The organism is Williamsia sp. MIQD14 (assembly GCF_051025635.1).
Taxonomy (GTDB): Bacteria; Actinomycetota; Actinomycetes; order Mycobacteriales; family Mycobacteriaceae; genus Williamsia_A.
Genome location: NZ_JBPFDG010000004.1, coordinates 347,123 through 373,300, shown reverse-complemented (window position 1 = coordinate 373,300; position 26,178 = coordinate 347,123). Strand labels below are relative to the sequence as shown.

Here is a 26,178-nt window from a genome sequence, read left to right as displayed (position 1 = left end):
GTCAGTTCCCGTCGGTCATGTCGGTGCGGTGGGTGTCGTGCCGGTGGTGTCCGGCGTCGTCGGCTCGATACCAGGCCGCGATGAGTCCGGCGACGGCGTCGCGATCGCGGACCGCGAGCCGCAGGTGGTCGGGTCCGAGTCCGGCGAAATTGGCGCAGCTGCGGACCGCGAAACCGGCGCGCGCGAGGTGGTTCTTGCGGGCCGTGCCGTCGGCGACGCGCACGAGCAGGAACGACGCCGCCGGGGTGCCGCACACCGTGATGCCCGCCTCGGTCAGGGCTGCGCACATGTCCTCGCGGTCGGCCCGCACGACGCGGGCCTGCTCGCGCGCATGGGCCCTCCCCCGCTCCGACAGCGCGGCCTGTATCGCGGCGAGCTGCAGGGTGCCGACCGGCCAATGGGGGCGACCCGCGGTCAGTCGGGCGATCACATCGGCTGCGGCGCAGAGGTATCCGGCACGAAGGCCTGCGAGGGCGAACGTCTTGGTGATGCTGCGGATCACGATCACGTCGGGATGGGCCGCCTCGACGAGGGATTCCGGTTCGTCGATCTCCACCCCGTCGCGCACGGCGAGGGTCACGTCGGCGAAGGCCTCGTCGACCACCACGATCCGTCCCGGCCGCCGCAGCGACTCGATCGCCTGCCTCGTGTGCAGAACCGAGGTCGGGTTCGTCGGGTTGCCCACGATCACCAGGTCGGCATCGGCGGGCACATCGGCGGCGGCCACGTCCCACGGCTCCGGGCACACGACCCGGGTCACGTGCACGCCGGCCGAGCTCAGGACCCGTTCGGGTTCGGTGAAGGTGGGGGCGATGACCGCGGCGGTGCGGGGACGCAGTTGCGCGAGCAGCGCGAATCCCTCGGCGGCACCGGCGAGCGGCAGCACCTCCCGTCGATCGCGGTGGTGGGTCCGCGCGATCGCGTCGACGGCGGCGTCGTGGTCGTCGCGGAGGGGGTACGCGGCCAGATCGGGCAGCCGCGCGGCGAGCGCGTCGACCATCCAGCCCGGCGTCCGGCCGCGGACGTTGACGGCGAAATCGACCATGCCCGGCGCGACATCGTCGTCGCCGTGGCGGTCGAGTGCGGTGAGGTCCGTGCCCGGGGCGTTCGGGTGGTGCGTCGCCGACGGGATCACAGCTCACGACTCTACTTCGCGCCCCTGCGTGGCCCCGGCTGCGCTCGTCGGGTGAGAATGGGGGCGTGCCGGTTTCCACCGATCCCGCCGCGGCGACGACGACCCTGTTGTTCGACCTCGACGGCACCATCACCGATTCCTTCGATGGCATCGCCAACAGCTTTCGACACGCGCTGGCGACCATCGGCCATCCCGAACCCGATCCGACCCTCGTCGAGGGCATCGCGGGTCCGCCGATGCTCGACACACTGCGCACGCTGGGTCTCGACGACGACCGCGCCACCGCGGCAATGGACGCCTACCGGGCGCGCTACACCGACATCGGGTGGCTGGAGAACGCGGTGTTCCCCGAGATGGAGGCGATGCTCGGCGACCTGGCCACGTCCGGGCGTCGGATGGCCGTCGCCACCTCGAAGAACGAGACGACGGCCACACGCATCCTCGAGCACTTCGGTCTCGCCGGGCATTTCGCGGTCATCGCCGGCGCCAGCGACGACGGGACCCGCCGCACGAAGGGCGATGTGGTGGCGCACGCGCTGTCCGGGCTGGGTGTCACACCGACGACGACCGCCGACGGCGGGACACCCGATGTGGTGATCATCGGCGACCGTTCGCACGACATCCACGGCGCGGGCGCGTTCGGTATCCCCGCGGTCCTCGTCGGCTGGGGCTACGCGCTCGACGGCGAGGGCGCCGACGCACGCTGGCAGGTGTCCACGGTGGGCGAGCTGCGGGAGGTGCTCGGTGTCTGACCGCCTGCACGTCACCTTCGTCTGCACCGGCAACATCTGCCGGTCACCGATGGCCCAGAGCATCGTCACCCACGCCGTGGAGTCCGCGGGGTTGTCCGATCGGGTGCGCATCGACAGCTGTGGCACCGGTTCGTGGCATGTCGGTGAGCCCGCCGACGACCGCGCCCGCGCCGAACTGCGGCGCAACGGCTACTCCGATGATCACGCCGCGGCCGTCCTCGGCGCCCAGCACAGCACCGCCGACCTCCTCGTCGCGTTGGACCGCGGGCACCTCGATGCCCTGCGGCGCAAGCGGTTGGGTGACCGCGCCCGTCTGCTGCGCAGCTTCGATCCGCACGTCGACCCCGATCGCGCCGGAGGCGCGGACCTCGACGTGGCCGACCCGTACTACGGCGACCAGAGCGACTTCACACGCGTCCGTGAACAGATCGAGGCCGCCGTACCGGGCCTGCTCGACTGGATGCGCGAGCAGTTGGCCCGGTAGGGCGGTCGATCACTCCCCCGATCCGCCGGAGGAGAGCGCTCAGATGGTGACGGGCTCGATCAGCGAGTGCGCGAAGCGCATCTTCTCGAGCACCTTGGCCGGCAGCACGAACGGGTAGAGGTCCTGGTGGCCCATCGACCGGTTGATCTGGTTGAGCGACCACGACAGCGGCAGCCACCACTCGATGATGCGGTCGAAACCGACGTCGCCGGTGAGCGAACTGGCCAGCGTCGCGCCGGCCGGCGCCATCGCGAACGCCGCTGCGGTGTCGAGGGTGTCGCGGATGTGCAGATAGTGGGCGAAGGTCTCGGCCCAGTCCTCGGCCGGGTGCATGGTGGCGTAGGAGGAGACGTAGTCGGACTTCCAGTCCGAGGGCGGGCCGTCGTTGTAGTGGCGGTCCAGAGCGGCCTGGTAGTCGTCGTCGGGGTTGCCGAACAGCTCCTCAAAGCGCTGACGATGCTCGCCGTCGCCGACGAGGGCCATCTGGTAGTAGTGGCCGATCTCGTGGCGGAAGTGACCGATCAGCGTGCGGTAGGGCTCGTCCATCGAGACGCGGAGCTGCTCGCGGTGCACGTCGTCGCCCTCGGCGAGGTCGAGGGTGATGACCCCGTTCGCGTGGCCGGTGATCACGTTCTCCTGCGCGCTCGACAGCAGGTCGAAGGCAAGACCGGTGCTCGGGTCGTCGTCGCGGCCGACGATGGGCAGGTTCAGCTCGGTGAGCTCGAGAACGACCCGTCGCTTGGCCGCCTCGGCGTCGCCGAACTCGGCGATCGCCTCGGTGTCGCCGTCTCCGGGACGGGTGCGCGTGAGAACACACGACTCGCAGAGGCCGTCGTCGCCGGCGCCCTTCACCACGAGCCAGTTGCACTTGGCGACGACGTTGTTCGCGCAGCGGATCAGGGTGCTGCCGTCGATCTCGGTCTGACCGTTGTCGTCGAGGGTGACGATGGTGCGCGAGGGCAGATGGAAGCCCAGCGCGCTGGCGCACTTGAGGCAGAGGGTGTTCTCGAAGGAGAGTTGCTGTCCGCAGTTGCGGCAGGCGAAATCGCGCATGATGGGGGTGGGTCCGTTCGGTGAGGCACCTGCGCCCCTCGGGGCGCGATGATGCGGTTCGCCGGACCACGAGGCGACGCTCACGGCGGCGGCTTCGCGTGAGGGCCTGTCGGGCTCCGGCCGCCTCAGCGTAGTCGACTCATGCAGGTCCGCTCACCGATCGCGCCGCCCGCCGACCCCCGGGCCGAGGTTGTACCGTCGAGGTATGCGAGTGCTCCGCGCCTTCCTGCGTCCCGGCTGGGTGGTTCTCGCGCTCGTCGTCGTCGCGTTCGCGCTGGCCTGCTTCTGGGTCCTGGCGCCGTGGCAGCTCGGCAAGAACGGTCGCACCGAGCACCAGAACGATCTGATCAAGAGCGCCGTGTCGAAGGCCGCGGTCCCCATCGACACCGTCTACCCCGGTTCGGGTCCCGTGCCGACCGACACCGAGTGGCGCGAGGTGTCCGTGTCGGGCACCTACCTCCCCGAGGCGCAGGCGGTGGTGCGGCTGCGGTCGGTCGACGACAGCCCGGCGTTCGAGGTGCTCACCCCGTTCCGTACCTCCGACGGCCGGGTGTTCGTGGTCAACCGCGGTTACGTGCGGCCACAGCAGGGCACCGCGCTGCCCCCGGTGACCGCGGCGCCGTCCGGTACGACCACCATCGACGCCCGCATCCGCCAGCCCGAGGGCACCAGCCCGGGCAAGGGACCGCGCACCGAGTCCGGGGTGCTGCAGGTCTACACGATCGACCCGGCCGTGCTCGGCCGGACCGTCGGGTTGACCACGATGCCCGCGTACCTGCAGTTGTCGTCGGGGCAACCCGGCAGCCTCGCCGAGATCCCCATCCCCCAGCTCGATTCGGGCCCCTACCTGTCCTACGGCCTGCAGTGGATCGCGTTCGGCGTGATGGCACCGCTGGGTCTGCTGTATTTCGTGCGATCGGAGATCCGGCACCGACGCGCGGCCAACGCCGCCCGGGCCGAGACCGCCGAGCGTATCCGTACCGGCGCCGCCCCACCCGACGCCCTCGAGTCCGCCGCACTGGCCGAGTCGGCACTGTCCGAGCGCGCGGCACGGGCCCGGCAGCGACGTCGGGAACTCACGTCGGCCTCGTCGACGGGGATGGGACAGACCCGGGTGCGCGGCACCATCGGCGCCGGCCCCGACCAGGCCGAGGCGGGCGAGGACCGCGTCCGCGGCAAACTCGCCGACCGGTACGGCGACTAGGTCGTCGTCCTCCGGGGGCGTCGGGCCCCGCGCGCGGCTGCCGCCGTCGCCGCGAGGACCACCGCCAGTGTCTGCACCCGCCGCGAGAGCGTGATCGCGCGGCGCAGGTCGGCCACGTCCGGCGCCGGTCCGGTGCCCAGGCGTGGGCGTTCCTCGACCCGGTGGCGATACACCGTCGTGCCGCCCAGTCCGATGCCGAGGGCGCCGGCGAACGACGACTCCACGACACCGGCATTCGGGCTCGGGTGCGCCCGCGCGTCACGGCGCCACGCGGCCACCGCATCGCCGGGGCGGCCGCCGACCACGACCACGATCGCCCCGGCCAGGCGCGCGGGGATCAGGTTCGCGACGTCGTCGAGACGTGCTGCGGCCCAGCCGAACCGCTCGTACCGCGGCGTGCGGTGGCCGACCATGGCGTCGAGGGTGTTGATCATCCGATAGACCACGAGGCCACGCACCCCCGCGACGGCACCCCACACGAGAGGGGCGACGGTCGCGTCGGAGGTGTTCTCGGCCACCGATTCCACGGTGGCCCGGATGATCCCGGCGCGGTCGAGACTCTCGGGGTCACGCCCGCACAGGCTGGGGATCAGTTCGCGGGCCGCGGCGACGTCGTCGCGGTCGAGGGCGTCGGCGACCGCCGTCGCGACCCGGGTGAGTCCGGTGCCCCCCAGCACCGTCCACGTCGCGGCGGCCGTGGACGCCACCGCGCCCGGACCTGCGACACGGGACAGCGGTTCGGCAATAGTCAGGACCGACGCGAGGCAGCCACCGACGAACACGACTCCGGCCCAGCGGTTGTCGCGGTACACGACACCTTCGATGCGCCCGGCCACGGTGCCCATGCCGGCCACCGGATGACCACGCCGGGGATCGGCGAACACCGCATCGGCCCCGAACCCGAGCATCAGCCCCAGTGCACGGGCCGCGCGGCGGGCGGGCGGGGCGGTGGTCACCGGCACCACCCTGCCACGCGGCACCTGCTCCGGTGTCCGCCCGTAGGGTCGTGGGCGTGGCCGGACGACGACACCCGCGCAGGGCACCCGCCCGGACGGCGACGGGCGCCCCGGGCGCCGACGACGCGGCGGCCACCCCCGACGGCGTCGTCGACATCGACACCGGCACCGCGCGGATCACCGCCGACGACGACGGGACCGGCTGGCTGATCGAGGTCAACGGCGTGCAGAGTTCGCACATCGCCGACGATCCGCTGCGTCTGGAGTTCGAGTACATGCGCTGGATCGCGGCGCTCGTCGATGACCGCCACCACTCCGACGACCCCCTGCGGGTGCTGCATCTCGGGGCCGGCGCCTGCACGATGGCCCGCCGGATCGCCGCGGCGTACCCGCGGTCGCGGCACGTGGCCGTCGACATCGACGCCGCGCTGGCGACACTGGTGCGTGACCGATTCGATCTGCCCCGGGCACCGATACTGCGCCTGCGTGTCGGCGACGCGCGCGAGGTGACGACCGCTCTGCACACCGACAGTCGCGACATCGTCATCCGCGACGTGTTCGCCGGCGCGACGACTCCGGTCGACCTCACGACCGCCGAGTTCACCGAACAGGTGCACCGTGTGTTGCGCCCCGGCGGGCTCTACATCGCGAACTGCGCCGACACGCGAGATCTGGCCGGGGCCCGCGCCGAGATCGCCACGATCGCCGCACGATTCGCCCACGTCGCGCTCGTCGCCGATCCGGCGATGCTCAAGGGCAGGCGCTACGGGAACATCATCATCGCCGCGAGCGACGACGCGATCGACGTCTCGGCCGCGGTGGTCAAGGCACTGCTCGCAGGGGCCGTCCCGGCGTCGATGCGCGACGACGCCGACACCCGCCGATTCGCCGCCGGCGCAGGCGTCCTGCACGACGCGAACCGGGCCGAGGAGACGGGCGACGGATTCAGTCCGACGTCCCCAGCAACGCCTTCTTGACGACCTTGCCCATGGCGTTGCGGGGCAACGCGTCGACGAACCGCACCTCGCGGGGTCGTTTGTGCACCGACAACGCGGCGGCGACGTGGTCGATCAGCGTCGCGGCCGCCGCGGCATCGGTCGCGACGTCGGGGTGGGCCACGACGTAGGCGACGATCCGCTGGCCCAGGTCGTCGTCGAGCGGACCGACCACCGCCACCTCTGCCACCGACGGGTGCGTGAGCAACGACGCCTCGACCTCGCCCGCACCGACCCTGTACCCGCCGGACTTGATGAGATCGGTGGACAACCGGCCGACGATCCGATGCGTCCCGTCGGGCTCGATCGACGCCGCGTCACCGGTGGCGAACCAGCCGTCGGGGAGCCACGAGGCGGCGGTCGCCTCGGGTCGGTCGAGGTATCCCACCCCCAGCATCGGACCCTGCACGAGGAGCTCGCCGACCGCGTCGCCGTCCTGGGGCAACTCGTCGCCGGCCTCGTCTCGCAGACGGGTGCGGACCCCGGCCACCGGGGATCCGACCCACCCCGCCCTGCGCGGGCCGTCGGCCCGGGCGCTGAGCGTGATGAGCGTCTCGGTCATGCCGTAGCGCTCCACGGGTTCGTGCCCGGTGAGCTCGGCCACCGCGTCGAACACCGTCGGCGGGAGTGGCGCGCTGCCCGAGACCAGCAGTCGGGCGCCGGACAGGGCACGCGCGTGGTCGGGCTCGGCGACGATCCGCGACCACACGGTCGGGACACCGAAGTACATCGTGCCCGGGTGGGGGCCCTGCGCAGCGGCGGCGTAGGCGTCGGGCCGCGGTCGCACGGTGTGATGGAGTCGACTGCCCACCCGGAGCGGTCCGACCAGCCCGAGGATCAGTCCGTGCACGTGGAACAGCGGCAGCCCGTGCACGAGGGTGTCGTCGCGGGTCCAGGCCCAGGCGTCGGCGAGGGCGTCGATGCCCGCCGCGAGCGACCCGTGGGTGCTCACCACGCCCTTCGGCGCCCCGGTGGTGCCGGAGGTGTACATGATCATCGCCACGGTGCCGGCGGGCGGCTGCGGGTGCCGGTGCCACGACCGGGCGTAGAGCCGCACCGGCAGGTGGGGGCGGTCGCACGGATCGGTCGGTGCCGCACCCAGCCATGCCTGCGCGCCGGAGTCGTCGAGGACGTGGCGGCGTTCGGCGTCGCCGCTGTCGGGCGCGACCGGCACAACGGTCACACCGGCCAGCAGCGCGGCGACCACCGCGACCACGGTCTGCATCGACGGCACCGCCTCGACCGCGACGCGGCTCAACCCACCGAGGCGTTCGGAGGCCGACGTCGCCGCCCCGACGATGTCGGCGTGGGAGAACGTCTCGTCGCCCACGGTCACGAAGGCCGGGACGTCCGGTCGGTCGGCGACGAAACCCGGTGTCAGGAGAGGGAACAGCACCCCGCCACTGTCGCACACCGAGTTCTGTCGGTACCCCCACCTAGTCTCGGGCCACGAGCAACCACCGCGTCCCACCGTCGCCGGTGGCGTCGCACCAGCCCCGAGGAGCCGCCATGTCGTCGCCCACCACCGATGTCGACTTCGACGACGTGATCGACCGCGCCTGGGCGGGATTCGCGGCGGCGCTCACCGAGCGGTTGAGCGCCCCTCGTGACGATCAGGCGATCGACCTCAGCCGCGAGCACGTCACGTCCGGTTCGGCGAGCGATCTGCGCTTCCGCCGTCTGCCCACCGGGATGGTGTGCGCGATCGTGGCCGTCCCGGCCGGCGGACGTGCGGCGATCACGGTGCCGCCGGGCTGGTCGGACGCCGACGGCGGACACCTCGTCCGGATCGTCGACCACGACGCGATCGCCTCCCTCGTCGGTGAGGCCGTGGAACTGGCCCGTACGTTGCTCGCGCTGCCGCACCCGAGCTTCCTGCGTGACGATGCGTCGCTGCGGGCACGGGCGCAGTCCATGGCCGACCACCCCTCGGCAGGATTGTCGCGTGTGGTCGGTCGCGTGGTGCGCGACCGGCTCGCCGGTGTCGTCGGTATCGACGTGCACGACGCCGTCGAACTGACCTACCCCGAGGCGACCGCCCACCTGCAGGTGTGGGGCCCGCAACGCAGCGCGATGTTGTGGACCACCATCCGGGGCGCGGTCGATCCCGACGCCGTCGATCACGCCCGTGCGGTGGTCGGCACGTGGCCGGGTTTCGACCTCGTCGTCGACGGCTCCGTGGTCGATGTGGAGTTCGCCGTCGAGCTCGGCTCCGACCCGCGGACCGCGATCGGTGCGGCCATCGACCGGTGGCATGCCTTCATGACCGACGAACTGCCCTCCCTCACAGCCGCTCTCACCACACCGTCGGCCACCGACGACATCGCGATGCCGGCGGCGCTGCGTGTGGCGGTCGACCGGGGCCGCACCGGGACGCTTCCGGACGCCGCCGACGCCGCGGGGCTCTGCGGCACCGATCGTGGTGCCGCCGTCGACTCGATGGAGGTCTGCCGGACGCAGTCGCTGCAGTGGCTCCACCGTGCCGACACCGCCACCGCCTCGGGGGACACCGAGGGAGCCGGCGCGGCACTGCGCGCCTCGGAGGGGTGGGACGCGCTCTACGCCGTCTTCGCCGCCGCGGTGCGGATCATGGTGCGCGACGCCGCCTGAGCGGGCCCATCGCTACGGTGGGTTGATGCGAACGGTCGGGGTGGACCTCGCCGCCGAACCCGCGAAGACGGCGTGCGCGGTCGTCGAGTGGGCGGCGGGCCGCGCCGAGGTGACCGCGTTGCGCCTCGGGGCCGATGATGCCGTTCTCGTCGCGGCGGCCGACGGCGCCGACCGTGTCGGTGTCGACGCGCCCTTCGGCTGGCCCGACGCCTTCGTGGAGTTCGTGGTGGCCCATCATCACGGCGGGGCGCCCACCACCGGTCCGCTGAACACGCGCGCCGCGCGGGGGCCGCTCGTGCGCCGACACACCGACGAGGTGGTGCGGGTCGAGACCGGACTGATCCCGTTGAGCGTGTCCGCCGATCTGATCGCCCATGTGGCCCTGCGGTGTTCGAGTGTCCTGCGTGCACTCGATGTGTCCGACCGGGTGCACGGCACGGCCGCCGAGGTGTACCCGGCGGCCGCGTTGCGGACGTGGGGTCTGCGTTCGCGCGGCTACAAGGGATCGGCGAACACCGGTGTCCGCGCCACACTGCTCGCTGACCTCGCGGTCGCGGCGCCGTGGCTCGAGCTCGGCGACTTCGCGCCGCTCTGTCACGCCAGCGACGACGCCGTCGACGCGGTCGTCGCCGCGCTGCTGGCCCGCGCGGTGGCGCTTGGCGCCACGCTGCTCCCGTCGGCGGAGATGGCCGATGTCGCCGCGCGGGAGGGCTGGATCCACCTGCCGCGGATCGATCTGTCCGAGCTCGTCACGGGCTGACAGCGGCTCGCTCGGGTCAGCGGGTGGCGGGCAACCCGAACGTGCGGGTGGCGTCGACGTAGATCGACAACTGGGCATCGCGCAACGGCGGGACGACCGCCTCCAGCCAGCCGTCGACCTGCGACGAGACGCCGACGACCGGGAGGCCCGCGATGACGAAGTCGGTGACCGCGCGGCGGACGTGATTCGCGCTGCTGACCACGACGGCGTTGACGATCCCTCGCGGCTTGACCATCGCTGCGGTGAACAGCGCGTTCTGCACCGTCGACCCGGCCCGCGACTCGGTGATGATGCGCGAGGCCGGTATCCCCCGGGCCACGAGCCAGCTCCGCATGGCGGCGGCCTCGGTGATGCCGTTGTGCGGCGCTCCGCCGGTCACCACGATGGGCGAGAACGGCGCGATGATCGCCTGGCGCCAGACCGCGCCCATGCGCTGCTCGAGCTCGGGTCGCATCGCCCCGTTGTCGAGCAACCCGTATCCCAGCGCCACGATCGCCGTCTGGGGGCCGACCACGTTGGGCAACGGATTGGGCAGGGTCGCGACACCGGCACCGATGGCGCCGAACACACGGTTGACCCCCGCCGCCGTGGCCGGCGACACCGCGTTCAGGCGGCCCTGCGCTCCGGCTCTCAGCGGGAAGTCGTACACGTAGTCGGCCCAGATCGCCTGTAGCGCAAGCGCCTGGGCATCGTTGGGCGCGATCCGCAGCAGCGCGGCGATGTCACCGAGCCCGCCCGGGACATCGCGATGGGCGAACTTGGCCTGCGCGGAGTTGTAGAGCGACGTGGTCGGCGCGGCCGAGGCCACCGCGGGGACGAGCAGCGCCTGGCCCGCTCCGAGGCCCGCCGCGCACACCACCGCCACACCGAGCGTCATGGTCAGGTTCTGCAGACGCGTCCACACCCGCATGCTGTGTTCCTTTCGCTCCCCGAGTCGTCTGGATGCGACCCACGACCGATCGCGGGGACGACAGAGTGGGATCAGCCGTGAGGTTACTGGGGCTGATGTGGCCCATGAGCACAGAAGTGACACGGAACCATCACGGGTGCGCATCGACGCGGCGTGGCGTCGGCCGGTACACACAGTCGGACCCACGCAGCTGCCCATTGCGGACCGTTTCTGTCCGCAATGTCTGGGAGACTGGCCTGCATGGTCATCGAGTCCTCCGCGAGGCTGCTCCGCCTGCTCTCGCTGCTGCAGATGCGTCAGGACTGGTCGGGTTCCGACCTCGCGGACCGTCTCGACGTGACGACGCGAACCGTTCGTCGCGACGTCGACCGGCTCCGGGAACTCGGCTACCCCGTCGACGCGACGGTGGGCGTCGGTGGCGGCTACCGACTCGGCGCCGGTGCGCAGATGCCGCCGCTTCTCCTCGACGACTCCGAGGTACTCGCCGTCGCGGTCGGATTGCAGTCGGGGGCAACCGCTTCGGTCACCGGACTCGACGACGCCGCGGCACGTGCGGTGGCGAAGCTACGGCAGGTCATGCCGTCGCGTCTGCGCCATAGACTCGACGCGCTCCAGGTGGACACCGTGTCGTCGCGTCGACCCCGGTCATCGGTCGACGCGACCGTGTTGTCGGACCTCGCGGCGGTCTGCCACCGGACCGAGCGCCTGCGCTTCGACTACGCGGACCGTTCCGGGGTTCGTTCGCGACGGGAGGTGGAGCCGTATCGACTGGTGCGCAACGGTTCTCGATGGTACCTGCTCGCCTGGGATAGCGGTCGAGACGACTGGCGATCGTTTCGTGTCGACCGGGTGAGTCCGGTGATACCCACCGGTCCGCGGTTCACCCCGCGCCCACTCCCCGAGGGCGGGGCAGCGGCGTACGTGGCGGCGAGTCTCGGGGCGATCGCACGGGCCGCGGTCGCGCGGGTGCGGGTGCACGCCCCGGCGAGCGAGATCGCCCCGATGGTCTACGACGAGTGGGGCACCATCGAGGCCGGAGACGAGACCTCGTGCGAGATAAGGTTGTTCGGGTGGTCGATGGAGTCGATCGCGTGGTGGCTCCACCGTTTCGAGGCGGGGTTCACCGTGATCGAGCCCGCCGAGCTGCGCGACGAGTGTCGCGTGCTGGCGCAGCGGCACAGCGACATCGGCCGACGCTACCTCGATGCGGTGCGGACGGAGTGAGTCTCAGCGCCGATCGGACGAATCGTGCTGGGCCTTGGTCGAATCGGAGTCCGAGAACACCGGCATGTGCGCCGGTGCGTCACCGGTCGTAGCCGGGGCCTCGGAGACCGATGTGTGCGAGAAGAGTTCGGTGTAGTCCATTGGTGTCCTCACGGGCGTGCCCTCGTCGTGTCGACGTACCAGCGTGATCCGACGGGGCGTACAGGCGGCGATCGAAGGATTTCCATCGCCGACGCAATCGGTTCGTCGAGTGCTCCGGACGAACCGTTCTGTCACTCACGCTACACCCGCCCCGTCCGACGGGGACCGATTGAGCGCGATGCGCGGCCTGCGGCGCGCCCGCACCGAACGCAGCCGACCGCGGTGGTGCGCGCAGAGGGATTCGAACCCCCGACCGCTGGTGTGTAAGACCAGAGCTCTAACCACTGAGCTATGCGCGCTCGCGCGACCGCCCCGACAGGGCGACGACGCAGACGAATCTAGCGCGCGTGGCGGGCGAGTCGAAATCGACCGACCGGGCCGTTCAGGTCGCGACGGCCTCGAGAACGCGGGTCCAGAGGGCGTCGTCACGCGCCTCGCCCGGACCGACCATGTCGGCGAACGTGATGACACCGTCGAGACCGACGACGAAGGTGCCGCGGTTGGCGTACCCGGCGTGGGCGTTGAACACGCCGTAATCGCGGGCGGTCGCGCCGTGCGGCCAGAAATCGGACAGGATCGGGAACAGGAACCCCTGCGCCGCGGACCAGACCTTGTGGGTGGGCGGCGGACCGACCGACACCGCGACCACCGTGCTGAGGTCGTTGTCGAAGTCGGGCAGCCGATCGCGCAGGGCCCCCAGTTCACCCTCGCAGGTGCCGGTGAAAGCCAGCGGGAAGAAGACGATGACCACCTTCTTCACGCCCGCGTGGGCGCGCAGCGAGACCTTCTGGTTGTTCTGGTCCCGCAGCTCGAAATCCGGTGCGAGCGCACCGGGTTGCAGCGGTCCCACGGGGAGTTCGGCGTCGTCGACGATGCGGGACACGGGGTCGAGGAACGGTGTGGTGGGCGGGCTGGTCATGGACGCTTCGGGGTGCGCGCCTTGGGCTGCACCAGCCGTGAACCCGACCAGTCACCGAGGTTCATCGCGGAGGTCTGCGTCAGCCCGGCCGTGGGGGCGGCCTCGGCGATCTCGGCCGGGTCGACGTAGCCGTCGGTGCCGGTCTTGGGCGAGAACACCCACACGTAGCCGTCGTCGGCGAGAGGTCCGATCGCGTCCATCAGGGCGTCGACGAGGTCGCCGTCGTCCTCGCGCCACCAGAGCACGACGACGTCGATGACGTCGTCGGAGTCCTCGTCGAGCATCTCCGCCCCGACGACATCCTCGATGTCGGCGCGTAGTTCGTCGTCGGTGTCGTCATCCCACCCGAGCTCCTGCACCACCATTCCGGCGGTGAACCCGAGCTTCTCGGCGCGACTTCCGTGCGCGGCGGCAACCAACGCGAATGACCTCCTGTGACGTGTCATGACCGTGTGTTCCACCCGGTCGGTTCGACCCGACAACGGTGTACCGGTTCGACTTCTTCTAGAGAACAGTCTGCATGGCGAAGTTGCAAGCCGAGTAGTGGTCGGCGCGGCGCGTCCCGACGAGGTGCTGCGCCGGGGTGTCGGTGTGGGGTTCAGCCGCCGGGTGTCGGGGCCGACGGCTCGGCGGCGACGGGCCCGCCACCGGAAACGGGTCCACACGCCGACAACACCGTGTCGCGGGCGCGCTCCCACGCGGTCGAGGTGGCGTTGAGCGCGTCGCGCTGCCTGCCCGCCACGACACGGGCCAGGTCGGTACTGCGTGCGGCGAACCCGCCGGCGGTGGAGCGGACCTGTTCCGACGTGGTGCCGGTCACCGCGCCGTTCACCGCCGATCCCGCACGGTTGAGGGCGTCGACCGCCGCGCCGTCGGTCCGCGCGAGGTCGTCGAACGACTGCGTGGAGTTCAGCCGCGCCACGAACGCGTTGTAGGCGCGCGAGGCCGACATCGCCGCCGAGGTGACCGCGGCGCAGGTCGCGTAATCGGCGGCGGATTGCGCATCGGCGCTCGCGCGCGCTGCCGCCGAGGACCGGGTGGCGAGATACTCCGAGACCTGCACCGGATCGACACGACCGGACCCGTCGACCGTCGTCGCGCAGGCCGCGAGCACGACGCACAGGGCGCCCGTCGCGACCGCGCCGACGGCGCGTGCGCGGACCGAGCCGCACCCCCGGAGTCGATTCACACAGGAGATAGTGCCCCAGCGCTCACCGCGGTCACAACACCGCCGTCGCGCCGGTCCCACCTCCCACGATCGGTGTCCGTACCGGCGAGGTGCGCCACACCTTCACCAATCCTGGGTCACATACGGCACGATTGGTGACGTACCTCCCACTCGGGCGCACCCATGCCCGCACCGAGGCCACACCGGCTGCGAAACACACACCATCCCGCCGGACCACCGCACGCCCCGGCCGTCACTCCCCTGCGCCGGACGACTTGAGGAGACACTCACCAGTGACCGAGAAAACCACCCAGGACGCACCGAAGACGACCGGCAGCGATCGGGTGCGTGTCATCCGCGAGGGCGTCGCCTCGTACCTTCCCGACATCGACCCGCAGGAGACCGACGAGTGGCTCGCGTCGTTCGACGGCCTGCTCGACCACGCGGGTCCGGGCCGCGCGCGCTATCTGATGCTGCGCCTGCTCGAGCGCGCCAGCGAGCGGCGCGTGTCGATCCCCGCGCTCACCTCCACCGACTACGTGAACACCATCCCCACCGAGAGCGAACCCTGGTTCCCCGGTGACGAGGAGGTCGAGCGACGCTTCCGCGCCTTCATCCGCTGGAACGCCGCGATCATGGTGCACCGCGCCCAGCGACCCGGCGTCGGTGTCGGCGGGCACATCTCCACCTACGCGTCGTCGGCCGCTCTGTACGAGGTCGGCTTCAACCACTTCTTCCGCGGCCAGGACCACTCCGGCGGCGGCGACCAGATCTTCATCCAGGGCCACGCCTCGCCCGGCATCTACGCCCGTGCCTACCTCGAGGGGCGTATCGACGAACACCGCATGGACGGTTTCCGTCAGGAACACAGCCACGCCGGCGAGGGCGGCGGCCTGCCGTCGTACCCGCACCCGCGGCTGATGCCCGACTTCTGGCAGTTCCCGACCGTGTCGATGGGCCTGGGCCCGATGAACGCGATCTACCAGGCGCGGTTCAACCACTATCTGCACGACCGCGGCATCTCCGACACCTCCGAGCAACACGTGTGGGCGTTCCTCGGCGACGGCGAGATGGACGAGCCGGAGTCGCGCGGTCTCGCACACGTCGCGGCCACCGAGGGTCTCGACAACCTGACGTTCGTCGTCAACTGCAACCTGCAGCGGCTCGACGGACCGGTGCGCGGCAACGGCAAGATCATCCAGGAGCTCGAGTCGTTCTTCCGCGGCGCCGGATGGAACGTCATCAAGGTCGTCTGGGGTCGCGAGTGGGACGCGCTGCTGCACGCCGACCGCGACGGTGCGCTGGTGAACCTGATGAACACCACTCCCGACGGCGACTTCCAGGGTTTCAAGGCCAACGACGGTGCGTTCGTCCGTGAGCACTTCTTCGGGCGCGACCCGCGCACCAAGGAACTGGTCAAGGACATCAGCGACGCCGACATCTGGAAGCTCAAGCGTGGCGGTCACGACTACCGGAAGGTGCACGCCGCCTACGCCTCGGCGATGGCCCACAAGGGGCAGCCGACGGTGATCCTGGCCCACACCATCAAGGGCTACACACTGGGCAAGCACTTCGAGGGCCGCAACGCGACGCACCAGATGAAGAAGCTGACCCTCGACGACCTCAAGGACTTCCGCGACAGCTGCCGCATCCCGATCACGGACTCCCAGCTCGAGAAGGACCCGTACCTGCCGCCGTACTACCACCCCGGTGCCGACGCCCCGGAGATCCAGTACATGCTCGATCGCCGCAAGACCCTCGGCGGCTTCCTTCCCGTGCGACGCACCCGGAGCAAGGCACTCAAGCCCGCGACCGACGGCGTCATCAAGGCCATGGCCAAGGGCTCGGGCAAGCAACAGGTCGCCTCGACCATGGCGCTGGTCCGCATCTTCAAGGAGCTGATGCGCGACAAGGAGGTCGGCAAGCGCGTGGTGCCGATCATCCCCGACGAGGCCCGCACCTTTGGCATGGACTCGTGGTTCCCGTCGCTGAAGATCTACAACCGCAACGGCCAGCTCTACACCTCGGTCGACGCCGATCTCATGCTCGCCTACAAGGAGAGCGAGGTCGGGCAGATCCTGCACGAGGGCATCAACGAGGCCGGCTCGACGGCGTCGTTCACCGCGGTCGGGACCTCGTACGCGACACACAACGAGCCGATGATCCCGCTCTACATCTTCTACTCGATGTTCGGCTTCCAACGGACCGGCGACGGCCTGTGGGCGGCGGCCGATCAGATGGCGCGCGGCTTCGTGATCGGTGCGACCGCGGGCCGGACGACGCTGACCGGCGAGGGCCTGCAGCACGCCGACGGACACTCGTTGGTCCTGGCCTCGACCAACCCCGCGGTGGTGGCCTACGACCCGGCCTACGCCTACGAGATGGCGCACATCGTCGTCGACGGTCTGGGACGGATGTTCGGCGACGACCCGGAGAACATCTACTACTACATCACCGTCTACAACGAGCCGATCTCGCAGCCGGCGCAGCCCGAGGACCTCGACGTCACCGGCGTCCTCAAGGGCATCTACAAGTGCCACGCCGCGCCCGAGAAGAAGCAGTACCCGGCGAACATCCTGGTCTCGGGCGTCACGATGACCGACGCTGTCCGCGCGCAGGAACTGCTCGCCGAGGACTGGGACGTCTCCGCAGACATCTGGTCGGTGACCTCGTGGGGCGAGCTGACCCGCGACGGTGTCGCCTACGAGAAGGCGGCGCTGCGCGATCCGGACGGCGATCACGAGCAGCCGTTCGTCACCTCGGCGCTGTCGTCGGCCCAGGGTCCGTTCGTCGCGGTCAGCGATTTCATGCGCGGGCTGCCCGAACTGATCCGCGCGTGGGTGCCGGGCACGTACCTCACCCTGGGCACCGACGGTTTCGGTTTCTCCGACACCCGTCCGGCGGCACGACGCTTCTTCAACGTCGACGCCGAGTCGATCGCGGTGGGCGTGTTGGCGGGGCTGGCCCGCGACGGTCACCTCGAGACCTCGGTCGTGGCGGAGGCAGCGCAGCGGTACGACATCACCGACGTGCTCGCGGCACCCGAGCAGACCAGTGATCCGGGCGTGGCGTGAGTCGGTGCCACGTGACCACGGGGCGCACTAGTGTGAACCGGTGACCGAGACCCCCCACGCACCCGAACAGAGTCCGGGTGACCTGTTCAGCGAGCGGGGGGCTCGGGTACCGGCGCCGGCCGACGTGCACGACGCGTTGCCCGACACCCTCCTCAAGCGGGTGAAGCAGTACAGCGGTCGGCTGGCGACAGAGGCCGTGCACTCCATGCAGGATCAGTTGCCCTATTTCGCCGAGTTCGAGGCCGGGCAGCGCGCCAGCGTGCAGTTGGTCGTACAGACCGCGGTGGTCAACTTCGTGGAGTGGTTGCAGGATCCCGACGGCAACCTCAAGTTCACCGTGCAGGCGTTCCAGGTGGTTCCGCAGGACCTCACCCGGCGTATCAGCCTGTTGCAGTCGGTGGAGATGGTGCGCGTCGCCATGGAGTTCTTCGAGAAGTGGCTGCCGCTGCTCGCGCGCAACGACGCGCAGCTGCGGGCCCTGACCGAGTCGGTCCTGCGCTACGGCCGCGAGATCGGGTTCGCGGCGGCCGCCATCTACGCCTCGGCGGCCGAGTCCCGTGGCGCCTGGGACTCCCGCGTCGAGGCACTCGTCGTCGATGCCGTCGTCCGGGGCGACACCGGACCCACCCTGCTGTCGCGTGCCGCCGCCCTGAACTGGGATTCCGATGCCACGGCCACCGTGGTGGTCGGCTACCCGCCACCGGAACAGAACGTGTCGGTGCCGCTCGCGATCCACAACAGCGCGCGACGGCACGACCGGTCGGCGTTGTCGGTGGTGCAGGGCACCCTGCTCGTGGCCATCGTCAGCGGCGAGATGGACTCGGCGGACGAGTTCGTGACGACGCTGCTGACGCATTTCGCCGACGCACCCGTGGTGATCGGTCACACCACGCCGTCGCTGGGCGCCGCCCACAGCAGCGCGGTGGAGGCGTTGGCCGGGATGGAGGCCGTCGCGGGCTGGCCCGGGGCCCCGCGGCCGGTACACAGCTGGGAACTCCTGCCCGAGCGCGCGCTGCTCGGCGACCGGGCCGCGGTGCGGACCCTGAATGACTTCCTGGTGACGCCGTTGGCCAAGGGCGGCGACACACTCACCAACACCCTCGATGCGTATCTCGATTCGGGCGGATCGGTCGAATCGTGCGCCCGGGAACTGTTCGTGCATCCGAATACTGTCAGATATCGACTAAAACGGATCGCCGAGGTGACCGGTCGGGACCCGACCAACCCGCGCGATGCCTACGTGTTGCGGGTCGCATCGACGGTCGGGCGTCTGGCCCAAGTGCATCAAGGAACCCTCTCATGAGCCCCATGAGTAACGTGCGTCACAATTTTGTGTGTATTTTCCCACCGACGACGAGATGACCCTGTAGCGGATCACGAATCTCGAACCGGTGACGAAGTGGATACGTCCGCACAGTCGTTTGTAGGAACCGCACAAAAGCCGGCGACAAGGTTCGGTGCCCTCCACACCAGCATCGGGAGCCCGGAGGGTGTTCTCTGATCAGGTGCTCTCATTGCTTGCGCCCGGACAGGGCTCCCAGACTCCCGGAATGCTCGAGCCGTGGCTCGAACTTCCCGGTGCGGCCGATCAGGTCGCGACGTGGTCCAAGCTGACCGGGCTGCCCCTCGAGCGGCTCGGCACCACCGCGACCGCCGAGGAGATCACCGACACTGCCGTCACCCAGCCCCTCGTCGTCGTCTCGGCACTGCTGGCGTTCGACGAGCTCGGCAAGCGTCATCGGATCCCCTCCGACGTCGTCGTCGCCGGCCACTCGGTCGGTGAGCTGGCCGCCGCCGCCATCACCGGCGTGATCACCCGCGACGAGGCCGTGTCGCTCGCGGCGATCCGCGGCGCCGAGATGGCCAAGGCGTGTGCCGAGGTGCCCACCACCATGGCCGCGGTTCTCGGCGGGGACGAGGAGCAGGTGCTCGCCCGTCTCGCCGAACTCGACCTGGTGCCCGCCAACCGCAACGCCGTCGGCCAGATCGTCGCCGCCGGCACCGTGGAGGCGATCGACACGCTGATCGCCGACCCGCCGGAGAAGGCGCGAACCCGTAAGCTGTCCGTGGCCGGAGCGTTCCACACGCACTACATGGCGTCGGCCCAGGACGCGGTCGCCGCGGCGGCCGCAGCCATCACCCCGCAGGATCCCACCGCTGTGCTCCTGTCCAACTTCGACGGCAAGCCCGTCACCTCCGGTGTCGAGGCGCTCGCGCGGCTCGTGTCGCAGGTGACCAACCCCGTGCGATGGGATCTCTGCTCGGCGACGATGCGCGAGCTCGGCGTCGACTCGCTCATCGAACTGCCGCCCGCCGGGGCGCTCACCGGGATCGCCAAGCGCGAACTGAAGGGCACGCCCACGCGCGCCCTGAAGACGCCCGACGACCTCGAGGGCATCACAGAACTTGGATAGTTGCTCCCGCACACGCGGGAGTACCCGGAAAGGCGCCGCAGGCGCCCGTCCAGACGGTGGCCAGGTCACCGTTCCGGAACATGTTCAGGACGAACACGACAAGAAGGGAGCCACCCCGTGGCGACTCAGGAAGAACTCATTGCCGGCATCGCGGAGATCATCGAAGAGGTCACCGGTATTGAGCCCTCCGAGGTCACGCTCGACAAGTCCTTCGTCGACGACCTCGACATCGACTCGCTGTCGATGGTCGAGATCGCGGTGCAGACCGAGGACAAGTACGGAGTGAAGATCCCCGATGAGGATCTGGCCGGACTGCGCACCGTCGGTGACGCGGTGGGCTACATCCAGAAGCTCGAGGCCGAGAACCCCGAGGCCGCTGCCGCCATCGCAGCGCAGGTGGAAGCCAACAAGAAGGCTGAGTGACGTAATTGACCTCCACTCTTCGTGAATTCTCCACGGCAGCCGGGAACTTCCCCAGCGTCGTGGTGACCTCCATGGTCGCCACCACGTCGGTCGGTGAAGATCTCGACTCCACGTGGAAGGGTCTTCTGGCCGGCGAGTCCGGTATCAAGACCCTCACAGACGACTTCCTGACCAAGTACGAGCTCCCGGTTCGTATCGGCGGGAAGTTGGTCAAGGACCCGACCGAAGAGGTGTCCCGCGTCGAGGCCCGTCGCATGAGCTATGTCGAGCGCATGGCCCACGTGATGAGCAAGCGCCTTTGGGAGCAGGCCGGCGAGCCCGATGTCGACAAGGACCGCCTCGCGGTCGTTCTCGGCACCGGCCTCGGCGGCGGCGATGCGCTCATCGCCGCACACGACGCGATGACGCTGACCGGCAACTACCGCAAGGTGTCGCCGTTGGCCGTCCCGATGACCATGCCGAACGGACCCGCCGCGGTCATCGGTCTGAACATCGGGGCCCGCGCGGGCGTCATCACCCCGGTCTCGGCGTGCTCGTCGGGCTCGGAGGCGATCGCCCACGCGTGGCGCCACATCGTCCTCGGTGACGCGGACATGGTCGTCACCGGTGGTGTCGAGGGCTTCATCGACGCCGTGCCGATCGCCAGCTTCGCGATGATGCGGGCGATGAGCACGCGCAACGACGACCCCGCCGCGGCGTCCCGTCCGTTCGACAAGGATCGTGACGGTTTCGTCTTCGGCGAGGCCGCCGCACTGCTGGTCCTCGAACGCGAGGACCACGCCCGGGCCCGCGGCGCGCACATCCACGCGCGTCTGCTCGGTCAGGGCATCACCTCCGACGGGTATCACCTCGTCGCACCCCATCCCGAGGGACTGGGTGCGGCACGCGCGATGGCGCGTGCACTGGAGACCGCAGGTCTGCAGCGCACCGACATCACGCACGTCAACGCCCACGCGACGTCGACGTCGATCGGCGACACCGCCGAGGCGTTGGCGATCAACTCGGCAATCGGCGAGCACGCTGCGGTGTACGCACCGAAGTCCGCGCTCGGGCACTCCATCGGCGCGGTGGGTGCATTGGAATCGGTCCTGACCGTCAAGGCGATCGAGGACGGGGTCATCCCGCCCACGCTGAACCTCGACAACATGGATTCGGAGTGCAACCTCGACGTCGTCGCCGGTGAGCCGCGCTATGGGCACATCGACTACGCCATCAACAACTCGTTCGGATTCGGTGGGCACAACGTGGCGCTCGCCTTTGGGCGTTACTGACACCCGTCACCAAACACACAGTTGCGTGTGGTGAGTGACTCGCCGGAACTGTTAGGAGAATCGATGACAACCATGGCTCCGATCACCTCGCACGAGGACTCGGCTGATCCTCGTGACCCGCTGCTGCGACTGACGAACTTCTTCGACGAGGGTTCGATGTCGCTGCTGCACTCCCGCGACAAGTCGGGCGTGCAGGCGGCCGTCGGTCGCGTCAACGGCGTGCGCACCATCTCGTACTGCACCGACGGCACCGTCATGGGCGGCGCCATGGGTGTGGTCGGCTGTGCGCACATCGTCAACGCCATCGACACCGCGATCGCCGAACAGGCCCCCATCGTGGGGATCTGGCACTCGGGGGGCGCACGCCTCGCCGAGGGCGTCGAGGCGTTGCACGCCGTCGGCAAGGTGTTCGAGGCCATGGTGCGTGCCTCGGGGTACGTCCCGCAGATCTCCGTGGTGGTCGGTTTCGCCGCGGGTGGCGCGGCGTACGGCCCGGCGCTCACCGACATCGTGATCATGGCGCCGGCCGGCCGGGTGTTCGTCACCGGTCCCGACGTCGTCCGCAGTGTCACCGGTGAGCAGGTCGACATGGAGTCGCTCGGCGGCCCGCTGACGCACGGCAAGAAGTCGGGCGTCAGCCACATCACCGCCGACTCCGAGCCCGACGCCCTGTGGCGCGCCCGTCGCCTGGTCGCGACGTTCAGCCAGCAGGGACACTTCAGCAGGCAGCGCGCCGAGGCCGGCGACACCGACCTCAAAGCGCTTCTGCCGGAGTCGAACCGGCGTGCGTACGACGTGCACCCGGTCGTCGCGGGTCTGCTCGACACCGACCTCGCCGCCGATGGCGAGACCGAGATCTCCAGCTTCGAGGAGATCCAGGCGAAGTTCGCGCCGAACATCGTCGTCGGTTTCGGTCGACTGTCGGGACGCAGCGTCGGCGTCGTCGCCAACAACCCGCTGCGCATGGGCGGGTGCCTCAACTCGCTCAGCGCCGAGAAGGCGGCCCGGTTCGTGCGTCTGTGCGATGCCTTCGGGATCCCGCTGATCGTCCTCACCGACGTCCCGGGGTACCTGCCCGGCGTCGGCCAGGAGTGGGACGGCGTCGTGCGCCGTGGCGCCAAGCTGCTGCACGCGTTCGCCGAGTGCACCGTCCCCCGCGTCACGTTGGTGACCCGCAAGATCTACGGCGGCGCCTACATCGCGATGAACTCCCGCGCGCTGGGGGCGACCGCGGTGTTCGCGTGGCCGGGCTCCGAGGTCGCGGTCATGGGCGCCAAGGCGGCCGTCGGCATCCTGCACAAGAAGGCGCTCGCGGCTGCGGCCGACGACGAGCGTGAGGCACTGCACGATCGCCTCGCGGTGGAGCACGAGGCCATCGCGGGCGGTGTGGGTCGTGCGCAGTCGATCGGTGTCGTCGACGAGATCATCGATCCGGCGAAGACACGCAGCATGATCGCCGAGGCGCTGGCCTCGGCACCGGCTCGACGCGGACGCCACAAGAACATCCCGTTGTGAGCGGCGTGATCTGACACCTCAGACGACGAAGGCCCCGGACCGTCTGGTCCGGGGCCTTCGTCGTGGTGCTCGTCGATCGGGGTGGGGTCAGCCCACGCGCTGGTGCAGCCAGGTCACCTCGGCGCCGGCACCACCCATGCGGAACTCCTCGAGGGCCGAGTCCCAGGCGGTACCCAGGGCGGCGTCGAGGCGTCCGGCGAGTCCGATGCCGTCGGCCTGGGCGTCGAGCATGGCGCGCAACTGCATCTCACCGATCATCACGTCCCCGTTGGCGCTCATCGACCCCCGCCACAGACCGAGGCCGGGGACATGACAGAAACGTTCGCCGTCGACGCCGTCGCTGGCGTTCTCGGTGACCTCGAAGCGCAGGGGCGACCACTCACGCAGGGCGTTGGCCAACCGCGCGCCGGTACCGACGGGACCGGTCCAGTCGACGGTCGCCCGTTGCAGACCCGGCGCCGCGTCCTGCGCCGACCATTTCAGGTTCGCGCGGGCGTCGAGGGTCGACGACAGAGCCCACTCCACATGCGGGCACAACGCGGTCGGCGACGAGTGGATGTAGACCACGCCCGTCGTCCGGTCCGCGAACTGTTCGAGAGTGCGCACTGTTCCAACCTCCGGGATGTCGACGAGGAGCGTCTTCCCCAACGACCTTGCGACATCCGGCGTTAGCACACTGTGCACCGCAATTGTGCCTCATGTGACCCGTGTTGCGCCAGTGCACAGTGTTATCGATCGTGAATCGCCGCGACCACGTCGTCGTTGAAGTCCGACCACAGCGGCTTGGCCCACGCCCCGAAGTCGCGATCGGTGAGCACCACGCACGCGGCATCGATCGTGGGATCGACCCACAGGAACGTGCCGGACTGCCCGAAGTGGCCGAAAGTCGCGGGCGAGTTCGACGCCCCGGTCCAGTGCGGCGACTTCTCGGCGCGGATCTCCATCCCCAGGCCCCAGTCGTTGGGGCGATGCCTCCCGTACCCGGGCACGAAGCCGTCGAGGCCCGGGAACTGCACCGATGTCGCCTCGGCGTGGGTCGCCTCGGCGAGCAGTCGCGGCGCGAGGAGCTCGGCGGCGAACACGGCGAGGTCGTCGACGGAGGATTCGGCGCCGTGTCCGGCCGGTCCGCTCAGCACCGTCGACCCCAGTCCGAGCGGAGCATAGACCGCCTCGTGCAGGTAGTCGGCGAAGCCGATGCCGGTCGCTGCGGCGACCTCGTCGGCGAGCGCGGCGAAGCCGGCGTTGGAGTAGATCCGCTTCTCCCCCACGCCCGCCTCGACCGCGGCCGTGTCGCCGTCGGCGGCGTCGAAGGCGAGACCGGAGGCGTGGGCGAGCAGATGCGCGACCGTCGATCCGGGTGGGCCCGCGGGCCGGTCGAGGGTGACGGCCTCCTCCTCGACGGCGATCAGCACCGCGTAGGCGCTGAGCAGTTTGGTGACCGACGCGAGGCGATACGCCCGCCCGGTGTCGCCGTGGCGCGCGATGACCTCGCCGCCGACCACCACCGCCGCCGACACCGAGTCCACCGGCCATCGGTCGAGCTGATCGAGTACGGGCTGATCGAGTTCGGGCACCCGATCATGGTGTCAGATGAACACCGTCGGGATCAGTGATCCTCCTCGGTGAAGCGGATGACGCCGCGGATGTTCTTGCCGTCGAGCATGTCCTGGTAGCCCTCGTTGATCTGCTCGAGGCGGTACTGCCGGGTCACCATGTCGTCGAGGTTAAGCTTGCCGCTCTTGTAGAGCGACAGCAGCATCGGGATGTCGAGCTTCGGGCTCGAGCCGCCGAAGATGGTGCCCTGCAGGTTCTTCTGGAGCAGGGTGAGCATGGCGAGGTTGAGCGTCACGTCGGTCTCCATCATCGACCCCATGCCGGTGAGCACGCAGGTCCCCGCCTTGGCGGTGATGCCCATCCACAGGTCGACGTCGGAGCCGTGCACCTCGCCGACGGTGACGATGACCTTGCGGGCCATGGCGCCCTCGGTGACCTCGGCGATGGTCATCGCCGCTTCCTCCACGCTGGCGAAGGCGTGGGTGGCACCGAACTTCATGGCCTGCTCGCGTTTCCACTCGACGGGGTCGATGGCGAACACGTTGCGCGCACCGGCGAGCACCGCACCCTGCAGGGCGGAGATGCCCACGCCGCCGCATCCGACGATCGCGACGTCCTCGCCCACCTGCACCTTGGCGCTGTGGGTCGCCGATCCGAAGCCGGTCGGCACGCCACAGCCGACGAGGCAGGCCACCTCGAAGGGGATCGACGGATCGATCTTCACCACCGAGGTCTCGTGCACCACCATGTACGGCGAGAACGTCCCCAACAGCGTCATCGGGTAGACGTTCTCCCCCTCCGCGGTGTGTACGCGGAAAGTGTTGTCCGACACGGCTTCACCCTGCAGGAGCATCGCGCCGAAGTCGCAGAGGTTGCTCAGTCCGGAGCGGCAGGACGGACATTTGCCGCACGACGGGATGAACGACAGCACGACGTGGTCGCCGACGGCGAAGTCGGTGACACCCTCGCCGACCGCCTCGATGACGCCGGCGCCCTCGTGTCCGCCGAGGACGGGGAACCCGGCCATGGGGATGCCGCCGGTCACCAGGTGATGATCGGAGTGGCACATCCCGGCCGCCTCCATCCGGATGCGCACCTCGCTCGCGCGGGGCTCCCCGATCTCGATCTCCTCGATCGCCCACTTCTCGTTGAAGTTCCTGAGCAGTGCACCTTTGGTCTTCACGAACAACCTCCACATCGTCGCCGGGGTGATGACCCGGCGTGTCCTAGCGGTGACACTAGTCACTCGGACCCGGAAATGGAACGTGTTCTACTTCCGCGGTCGCGGAGTTGTCGCGCAGCGCACGGACACGCCGTCCGTGACGGCCGTCGGGGGCCGCCGGTAGTGTCGCGATCGATCTCGTCGCGGGCCGAGTCTGGAGTGGATGATGGCGCCCCTGATCGAGCGATTCCCCTCGCACTGCCCGTTGGGCCACCGGTTGGGCGGGCGCCGAATGCTGGTCGGCTGGGACAACCGCAGTGATCCACCGCAACGTATCTGGATCTGTGGTCGCTGCGACATCGTCATGCACAGTGCGGATTACCCGTGGCCGTCGGCAGACTGATCTGTGCGTCGTCACATGCGGTGACCGCCACGTCGACCGCCCCGACAGCCA

General features: G+C 69.9%; 25 protein-coding genes and 1 tRNA gene. 13 read left to right on the top strand and 13 right to left on the bottom strand.

The window, feature by feature from the left end:
* Position 1: 1 nt before the first annotated feature.
* Positions 2-1,135, bottom strand: coding sequence for an Rv2231c family pyridoxal phosphate-dependent protein CobC (gene cobC / locus ACQ7HM_RS16365; protein ID WP_434217289.1), 1,134 nt, complete (start codon positions 1,133-1,135; stop codon positions 2-4).
* A gap of 65 nt (positions 1,136-1,200) precedes the next feature.
* Between cobC and ACQ7HM_RS16360 the strand changes: the two genes are divergently transcribed.
* Together ACQ7HM_RS16360 and ACQ7HM_RS16355 are read left to right on the top strand one after the other, a co-directional pair.
* Positions 1,201-1,887: an HAD hydrolase-like protein gene (locus ACQ7HM_RS16360; protein ID WP_434217288.1), complete on the top strand. Its 687-nt coding sequence runs from the start codon at positions 1,201-1,203 to the stop codon at positions 1,885-1,887.
* Entirely contained in the window at positions 1,880-2,371 is a 492-nt protein-coding gene (locus ACQ7HM_RS16355) for a low molecular weight protein-tyrosine-phosphatase (protein ID WP_434217287.1), read from the top strand. The genes ACQ7HM_RS16360 and ACQ7HM_RS16355 overlap by 8 nt, the downstream gene beginning before the upstream one ends.
* 39 nt (positions 2,372-2,410) lie before the next feature.
* Here the strand turns inward: ACQ7HM_RS16355 and ACQ7HM_RS16350 are convergent, their stop codons facing one another.
* Positions 2,411-3,424, bottom strand: coding sequence for a zinc-binding metallopeptidase family protein (locus ACQ7HM_RS16350; protein ID WP_434217286.1), 1,014 nt, complete (start codon positions 3,422-3,424; stop codon positions 2,411-2,413).
* Positions 3,425-3,629: 205 nt separating this feature from the next.
* Between ACQ7HM_RS16350 and ACQ7HM_RS16345 the strand changes: the two genes are divergently transcribed.
* Complete coding sequence (locus ACQ7HM_RS16345) at positions 3,630-4,628, top strand: SURF1 family cytochrome oxidase biogenesis protein (protein WP_434217285.1); 999 nt, start codon at positions 3,630-3,632, stop codon at positions 4,626-4,628.
* Here ACQ7HM_RS16345 and ACQ7HM_RS16340 read toward each other — a convergent pair.
* Positions 4,625-5,584, bottom strand: a complete 960-nt coding sequence (locus ACQ7HM_RS16340; RefSeq protein ID WP_434217284.1) for a cobalamin biosynthesis protein — start codon at positions 5,582-5,584, stop codon at positions 4,625-4,627. The two genes, ACQ7HM_RS16345 and ACQ7HM_RS16340, sit on opposite strands and share 4 nt — an antisense overlap.
* Positions 5,585-5,640: 56 nt before the next feature.
* On the opposite strand from ACQ7HM_RS16340, the gene ACQ7HM_RS16335 reads away from it, so the two are divergent.
* Positions 5,641-6,561 carry a spermidine synthase gene (locus tag ACQ7HM_RS16335; protein ID WP_434217283.1) on the top strand — a complete coding sequence of 307 codons (921 nt, stop codon included), beginning with the start codon at positions 5,641-5,643 and terminating at the stop codon, positions 6,559-6,561.
* Here ACQ7HM_RS16335 and ACQ7HM_RS16330 read toward each other — a convergent pair.
* Entirely contained in the window at positions 6,530-7,975 is a 1,446-nt protein-coding gene (locus ACQ7HM_RS16330; RefSeq protein ID WP_434217282.1) for an acyl-CoA synthetase, read from the bottom strand. The two genes, ACQ7HM_RS16335 and ACQ7HM_RS16330, sit on opposite strands and share 32 nt — an antisense overlap.
* Positions 7,976-8,088: 113 nt before the next feature.
* On the opposite strand from ACQ7HM_RS16330, the gene ACQ7HM_RS16325 reads away from it, so the two are divergent.
* Both ACQ7HM_RS16325 and ACQ7HM_RS16320 read left to right on the top strand, forming a co-directional pair.
* Positions 8,089-9,189, top strand: a complete 1,101-nt coding sequence (locus ACQ7HM_RS16325) for a hypothetical protein (protein WP_434217281.1) — start codon at positions 8,089-8,091, stop codon at positions 9,187-9,189.
* A gap of 25 nt (positions 9,190-9,214) precedes the next feature.
* Complete coding sequence (locus ACQ7HM_RS16320; RefSeq protein WP_434217280.1) at positions 9,215-9,949, top strand: DUF429 domain-containing protein; 735 nt, start codon at positions 9,215-9,217, stop codon at positions 9,947-9,949.
* A gap of 16 nt (positions 9,950-9,965) precedes the next feature.
* Here ACQ7HM_RS16320 and ACQ7HM_RS16315 read toward each other — a convergent pair whose 3' ends face one another.
* Complete coding sequence (locus ACQ7HM_RS16315) at positions 9,966-10,859, bottom strand: YdcF family protein (protein ID WP_434217279.1); 894 nt, start codon at positions 10,857-10,859, stop codon at positions 9,966-9,968.
* 240 nt (positions 10,860-11,099) lie between these two features.
* Between ACQ7HM_RS16315 and ACQ7HM_RS16310 the strand changes: the two genes are divergently transcribed.
* Positions 11,100-12,083: a helix-turn-helix transcriptional regulator gene (locus ACQ7HM_RS16310; protein ID WP_434217278.1), complete on the top strand. Its 984-nt coding sequence runs from the start codon at positions 11,100-11,102 to the stop codon at positions 12,081-12,083.
* Between the two features lie 3 nt (positions 12,084-12,086).
* Here ACQ7HM_RS16310 and ACQ7HM_RS16305 read toward each other — a convergent pair whose 3' ends face one another.
* From ACQ7HM_RS16305 to ACQ7HM_RS16285, 5 genes are all read right to left on the bottom strand, one after another.
* Complete coding sequence (locus ACQ7HM_RS16305; RefSeq protein ID WP_328858279.1) at positions 12,087-12,224, bottom strand: hypothetical protein; 138 nt, start codon at positions 12,222-12,224, stop codon at positions 12,087-12,089.
* 223 nt (positions 12,225-12,447) lie between these two features.
* Positions 12,448-12,523 (bottom strand) — tRNA-Val (locus tag ACQ7HM_RS16300).
* 83 nt (positions 12,524-12,606) lie between these two features.
* Complete coding sequence (locus tag ACQ7HM_RS16295) at positions 12,607-13,143, bottom strand: peroxiredoxin (protein ID WP_434217277.1); 537 nt, start codon at positions 13,141-13,143, stop codon at positions 12,607-12,609.
* Entirely contained in the window at positions 13,140-13,562 is a 423-nt protein-coding gene (locus ACQ7HM_RS16290) for a DUF3052 domain-containing protein (protein ID WP_045823321.1), read from the bottom strand. The genes ACQ7HM_RS16295 and ACQ7HM_RS16290 overlap by 4 nt, the downstream gene beginning before the upstream one ends.
* Before the next feature lie 179 nt (positions 13,563-13,741).
* Positions 13,742-14,332 carry a hypothetical protein gene (locus tag ACQ7HM_RS16285; protein ID WP_434217276.1) on the bottom strand — a complete coding sequence of 197 codons (591 nt, stop codon included), beginning with the start codon at positions 14,330-14,332 and terminating at the stop codon, positions 13,742-13,744.
* 272 nt (positions 14,333-14,604) lie between these two features.
* Here ACQ7HM_RS16285 and aceE point away from each other — a divergent pair, with 272 nt between their 5' ends.
* The 6 genes from aceE (at position 14,605) to ACQ7HM_RS16255 (ending at position 23,008) form a co-directional block, all read left to right on the top strand.
* Positions 14,605-17,385, top strand: coding sequence for a pyruvate dehydrogenase (acetyl-transferring), homodimeric type (aceE, locus tag ACQ7HM_RS16280; RefSeq protein ID WP_434217275.1), 2,781 nt, complete (start codon positions 14,605-14,607; stop codon positions 17,383-17,385).
* 40 nt (positions 17,386-17,425) lie between these two features.
* Positions 17,426-18,688: a PucR family transcriptional regulator gene (locus tag ACQ7HM_RS16275; protein WP_434217274.1), complete on the top strand. Its 1,263-nt coding sequence runs from the start codon at positions 17,426-17,428 to the stop codon at positions 18,686-18,688.
* Positions 18,689-18,890: 202 nt separating this feature from the next.
* Complete coding sequence (locus tag ACQ7HM_RS16270; RefSeq protein ID WP_434217273.1) at positions 18,891-19,799, top strand: ACP S-malonyltransferase; 909 nt, start codon at positions 18,891-18,893, stop codon at positions 19,797-19,799.
* 117 nt (positions 19,800-19,916) lie between these two features.
* Positions 19,917-20,222 carry a meromycolate extension acyl carrier protein AcpM gene (acpM, locus tag ACQ7HM_RS16265; protein WP_235456734.1) on the top strand — a complete coding sequence of 102 codons (306 nt, stop codon included), beginning with the start codon at positions 19,917-19,919 and terminating at the stop codon, positions 20,220-20,222.
* A 5-nt stretch (positions 20,223-20,227) separates the two neighbouring features.
* A complete protein-coding gene (locus ACQ7HM_RS16260) occupies positions 20,228-21,493 on the top strand; it encodes a KasA/KasB family beta-ketoacyl-ACP synthase (protein ID WP_434217272.1) in 1,266 nt (421 codons plus the stop codon).
* Between the two features lie 63 nt (positions 21,494-21,556).
* Positions 21,557-23,008, top strand: a complete 1,452-nt coding sequence (locus ACQ7HM_RS16255; protein ID WP_045823322.1) for an acyl-CoA carboxylase subunit beta — start codon at positions 21,557-21,559, stop codon at positions 23,006-23,008.
* 87 nt (positions 23,009-23,095) lie between these two features.
* Here ACQ7HM_RS16255 and ACQ7HM_RS16250 read toward each other — a convergent pair whose 3' ends face one another.
* From ACQ7HM_RS16250 to ACQ7HM_RS16240, 3 genes are all read right to left on the bottom strand, one after another.
* A complete protein-coding gene (locus ACQ7HM_RS16250; protein WP_434217271.1) occupies positions 23,096-23,614 on the bottom strand; it encodes a DUF3145 domain-containing protein in 519 nt (172 codons plus the stop codon).
* 122 nt (positions 23,615-23,736) lie between these two features.
* The gene (locus ACQ7HM_RS16245) at positions 23,737-24,582 is read right to left on the bottom strand and encodes a serine hydrolase domain-containing protein (protein ID WP_434217270.1); all 846 of its coding nucleotides are present in this window, start codon (positions 24,580-24,582) and stop codon (positions 23,737-23,739) included.
* A 32-nt stretch (positions 24,583-24,614) separates the two neighbouring features.
* On the bottom strand, positions 24,615-25,745 hold the full coding sequence (locus ACQ7HM_RS16240) for an NDMA-dependent alcohol dehydrogenase (RefSeq protein ID WP_434217269.1): 1,131 nt from the start codon (positions 25,743-25,745) through the stop codon (positions 24,615-24,617).
* Between the last annotated feature and the right edge of the window lie 433 nt (positions 25,746-26,178).